Origin of the sequence: Mycobacterium sp. E3305, assembly GCF_001666785.1 — a bacterium.
Lineage (GTDB): Bacteria > Actinomycetota > Actinomycetes > Mycobacteriales > Mycobacteriaceae > Mycobacterium.
The window spans coordinates 1-3,674 of the sequence record NZ_LZJA01000212.1 but is presented as its reverse complement, the minus strand read 5'-3'; the positions used below and the strand labels follow the sequence as shown (position 1 = coordinate 3,674).

The following is a 3,674-nucleotide window of genomic DNA, read 5'->3' as shown; positions in this document are numbered from 1 at the left end:
GGTGGCGGCCCAGAACGCCGCGCACGAGGCCGCCAACGACGAGATCACGCCCGGCCACCTGTTGCTCGGCGTGCTCAGCGATCCGGCCGCGCTGGCCACGGTGTTGCTGCGCCTGCAGCAGGTCGACACCGAGTCGCTGCGCGCGGCCGTCGAGCTGCCCCCGGCCGGGGGCGCAACCCCCGACCTCATCCCGTTCAGCGGCCCCGCGCGCAAAGCCCTGGAGCTGACCTTCCGGGAGGCACTTCGGCTGGGGCACAACTACATTGGGACCGAGCATCTGCTGTTGGCGCTGCTCGAGCTGGAGGACGCCTCCTCCGACGAAGGACCGCTGCGCCGGTGCGGCGTCGACAAGGGCCGTGTCGAGGCGGATCTGATCAAGGCTCTGGAGTCGCTCGGCGGCGGCACGGGCGCCCGCGCCGAGGGCTGATCCGGGGTGGTCGACCCCTCCCCGACGCATCACCGCATGTGCGATCATTCGAAGGTTCCCTTCCCGGGTTGCCTAGGAGGCGAAGACATGGCGAAGACGCACCGCTGGCTGGTCGTCCTGTCCGCGTTCGTCGTCGCCGCGGCGAGCGTCACCGCGATCGCCGCGCTCCCCGCCCCCCGCGCCTGGGCCGGTGACGCCCCCATCGGCCACATCGGCGACACGCTGCGGGTGGACACCGGCACCTACGTCGCGGACGTGACCGTCACCGGCGTGGCGCCCTGCGACCCGCCGCCGGGCTTCGGCTACACGCGCGAGGGCACCTTTCGGGGTTTCCCGGGCAGCTCGGTCGAGCGGGCCGACGTCGTCGTTCGCGCGGTCCGGGTGCCCAACCCGTTCGTCATGGCGACCACCTTCAGCTTCGACGGCGTGACCCAGTTCGCCGACGCCTACAAGCCGCGCGCCTCCGACGCCCCCGATGCGCTGGACAACGTGCTCACCAACGCGCCGAACGGGGCGATCGTGCGGGGCGAAGTGTATTGGGACGCCTACCGTGATCCCGTCTCCACCGTGGTCCTGCTGGACAAGAAGACGGGCTACCACCTCGCGCAGTGGAATCTCTGACCCGCGCCGTACGCGTCGTCACGACGGATTCCGTTGACGTTCAACAGCTTGCCGACGTCGCCGCGCGTACCTTCCCGCTGGCGTGTCCGGCCTCGATGGCAGCCGAGAACGTCGCCGCGTTCGTCGACGCCAACCTGACGGCCGCCCGCTTCGCCGAATACCTGGCCGATCCGCAGCGCGCGATCCTGACCGCCACACAGCACGACCGAATCGTCGGTTACGCCATGCTGATTCGCGACGGCGACACCGCCGAGCTGTCCAAGATGTATGTCACGCCGGAGCACCACGGCACCGGGGTCGCGACCGCACTGATGGACCTGGCGCTGACCACCGCCGGCGAGTGGAAAGTGGGGCGCGTGTGGCTCGGCGTCAACCAGGCCAACGAACGCGCGCAACGCTTCTACGCCAAGAGCGGCTTCCAGGTCAGCGGCACCCGGACCTTCCAGGTCGGCGCCGGACGCGAGGACGACTTCGTCATGACCCGCCCGCTTCGTTGACCGTCAGCGCCAGGAGCCGAGACATGGCCCGCAGGTACTTCTTTCGGTAGCCGCCCGCCAGCATCTCGGCGCTGAAGATGGTGTCCACCTTCTCGCCCGAGGCGACCACCGGAATGCCGGCGTCATACAGCCGGTCGGTCAGCGCCACCAGTCGCAGGGCGACGTTCTGGTCGTCGATGCCATGCACACCGGTCAGGCACACGGTGGTCACCCCCTCGATGAGGGTCAGATACCGCGACGGGTGCATGGTGGCCAGGTGCGCGCACAACGCGTCGAAATCGTCGAGCGTCGCCCCGTCGACCCGCGCGGCGCGCGCGGCCACCTCTTCGTCCGAGAGGGGTTGCGGCGCCGGCGGCAGGCCGCGGTGCCGGTAGTCGGGCCCCTCGATCCGCACGGTGGTGAAAATGCTTGCCAGCGTGTTGATTTCGCGGAGGAAGTCCTGGGCGGCGAACCGGCCCTCGCCCAGTTGCTCGGGCAGGGTGTTGGAGGTCGCGGCCACCGACACCCCCCGCTCCACGAGCGACGAGAGCAGCCTCGATATCAGCGTGGTGTTGCCCGGGTCGTCGAGCTCGAACTCGTCGATGCACACCGCCGTGTAGCCGGCCAGCAGGTCAACGCATTCGCGGAATCCGAACACGCCGGCCAGCTGGGTCAACTCCCCAAACGTCGCGAACGCCTTGGGAGTTGACGATTCCGGGCCGTCACCGGGCAACGCGTAGTACGCCGACGCCAGCAGGTGGGTCTTGCCCACGCCGAACCCGCCGTCCAGATACAGGCCGACCCCGGGCAGCACCGCTCGCCGGCCCAACAACTTTCGCCGGCCCGCTCGTCGCTCCACCGCCTGACGACAGAACTGCCGGCACGCCACGACGGCGGCGGCCTGCGTCGGCTCGGCCGCGTCGGGCTGATACGTCGCGAAGCTCACGTCGGCGAACGTTGGGGGCGGCCGCAATTGAGCGATCAGTCGCTCCGGCGACACACTCGGATGCCGATCCACCAGGTGCGCCACTCCCCCGGAAGTGGACCCGTGCATCCCAGAACTCTAGCGGCGTGCTGCAATCAACCCCATGGCCCTGCCCGAGACGCCGCTGTCGCTGCTCGGATCGGTGCGCGAACTCGGCGACGCCGAACTCCCCCGCCTCTACGGCTACCCGGAACGCGACGGGACGTGGGTGCGGGCCAACTTCATCGCGAGTGTGGACGGCGGCGCCACCTCCGGCGGCAGCAGCGGGACGATGGGGGGTCCCGGCGACCGGTTCGTGTTCAACCTGCTGCGGGAGCTCGCCGACGTCATCGTCGTCGGCGCGGGCACCGTCCGGGTCGAGGGCTATTCGGGGGCGCAGCTGAGCGTCGCCCAGCGCCAGCAGCGCCAGGCCCGCGGGCAGAGCGAGATCCCGCAACTGGCGATCGTCACCAAGTCGGGCCGGCTGGACCGCGACATGGGGGTGTTCACCCGGACCGAGGTGCCGCCACTGGTGCTCACCTGCGCGGCGGCGGCGGCCCCGGCGCGCCGGATGCTCACCGACCTGTGCGAGGTGATCGACTGCTCCGGCGACGACCCCGGCGAGGTCGACGAGGCCGTGATGCTGGGGGCCCTCGCCGCCCGCGGGATGCGCCGCATCCTGACGGAGGGCGGGCCGATGCTGCTCGATTCGCTGATCCAGCGCGACATGCTCGACGAGCTCTGCCTGACCATCGCGCCCTACCTCGTCGGCGGGCTGGCCCGCCGCATCGCGACGGGGCCCAGCCAGCTGCTCACGCGGATGCGCTGCGCCCACGTTCTGACCGACGACGCCGGTTACCTGTACACCCGCTACGTCAAGGCCTAGCTTTGCGGCGACCCGTCCCCCAGCTTCGCGGGGGTTCCACCAGCGCCCGGCTTCGCCGCGCTTGCGATCGCCGCTAGCTACTGTGGTCGACATGAGTCGGCAGATCACGCTCGCCACGGTCTTGCTTGCGGTGACCGCAGTGGTCGCCGGCTGCGTCCCGGGCCTGGCCGCCGACCCGCGATTCGCGACCAACTCCGGGGCCCGGCCCCAAGGCGCGACCACCGCCAAGCCACCGCCCAGCGGCCCGCCGCCCATCACTGCGCCCAAGAACGACCTGCCCTGGCACGACTGCACGTCGCG

General features: G+C 70.6%; 5 protein-coding genes and 1 pseudogene. 5 read left to right on the top strand and 1 reads right to left on the bottom strand.

Going from position 1 to position 3,674, the window contains the following annotated elements; all coding sequences use genetic code 11:
* From A5701_RS20270 to A5701_RS20260, 3 genes are all read left to right on the top strand, one after another.
* A partial coding sequence (locus tag A5701_RS20270) for a Clp protease N-terminal domain-containing protein (protein ID WP_304528229.1) occupies positions 1–427 on the top strand: 427 nt, incomplete at its 5' end.
* An 87-nt stretch (positions 428–514) separates the two neighbouring features.
* A complete protein-coding gene (locus A5701_RS20265; protein ID WP_067757898.1) occupies positions 515–1,048 on the top strand; it encodes a hypothetical protein in 534 nt (177 codons plus the stop codon).
* Positions 1,036–1,545 carry an N-acetyltransferase gene (locus A5701_RS20260; protein ID WP_067757895.1) on the top strand — a complete coding sequence of 170 codons (510 nt, stop codon included), beginning with the start codon at positions 1,036–1,038 and terminating at the stop codon, positions 1,543–1,545. Before A5701_RS20265 ends, A5701_RS20260 begins: the two co-directional genes overlap by 13 nt.
* Here A5701_RS20260 and zapE read toward each other — a convergent pair.
* On the bottom strand, positions 1,523–2,578 hold the full coding sequence (zapE, locus tag A5701_RS20255; protein ID WP_067757892.1) for a cell division protein ZapE: 1,056 nt from the start codon (positions 2,576–2,578) through the stop codon (positions 1,523–1,525). The genes A5701_RS20260 and zapE overlap by 23 nt on opposite strands.
* A 34-nt stretch (positions 2,579–2,612) precedes the next feature.
* On the opposite strand from zapE, the gene A5701_RS20250 reads away from it, so the two are divergent.
* Together A5701_RS20250 and A5701_RS20245 are read left to right on the top strand one after the other, a co-directional pair.
* The gene (locus A5701_RS20250; RefSeq protein ID WP_067757889.1) at positions 2,613–3,374 is read left to right on the top strand and encodes a pyrimidine reductase family protein; all 762 of its coding nucleotides are present in this window, start codon (positions 2,613–2,615) and stop codon (positions 3,372–3,374) included.
* A 91-nt stretch (positions 3,375–3,465) separates the two neighbouring features.
* A pseudogene (locus tag A5701_RS20245) lies at positions 3,466–3,674 on the top strand (alpha/beta hydrolase); the annotation flags it as partial.

Bases quoted from the DNA above. Each gene is read 5' to 3' on its own strand.
- A5701_RS20265 (WP_067757898.1), top strand. From the start codon at position 515: ATGGCGAAGACGCACCGCTGGCTGGTCGTCCTGTCCGCGTTCGTCGTC.
- zapE (WP_067757892.1), bottom strand. From the start codon at position 2,578: ATGCACGGGTCCACTTCCGGGGGAGTGGCGCACCTGGTGGATCGGCAT.
- A5701_RS20250 (WP_067757889.1), top strand. From the start codon at position 2,613: ATGGCCCTGCCCGAGACGCCGCTGTCGCTGCTCGGATCGGTGCGCGAA.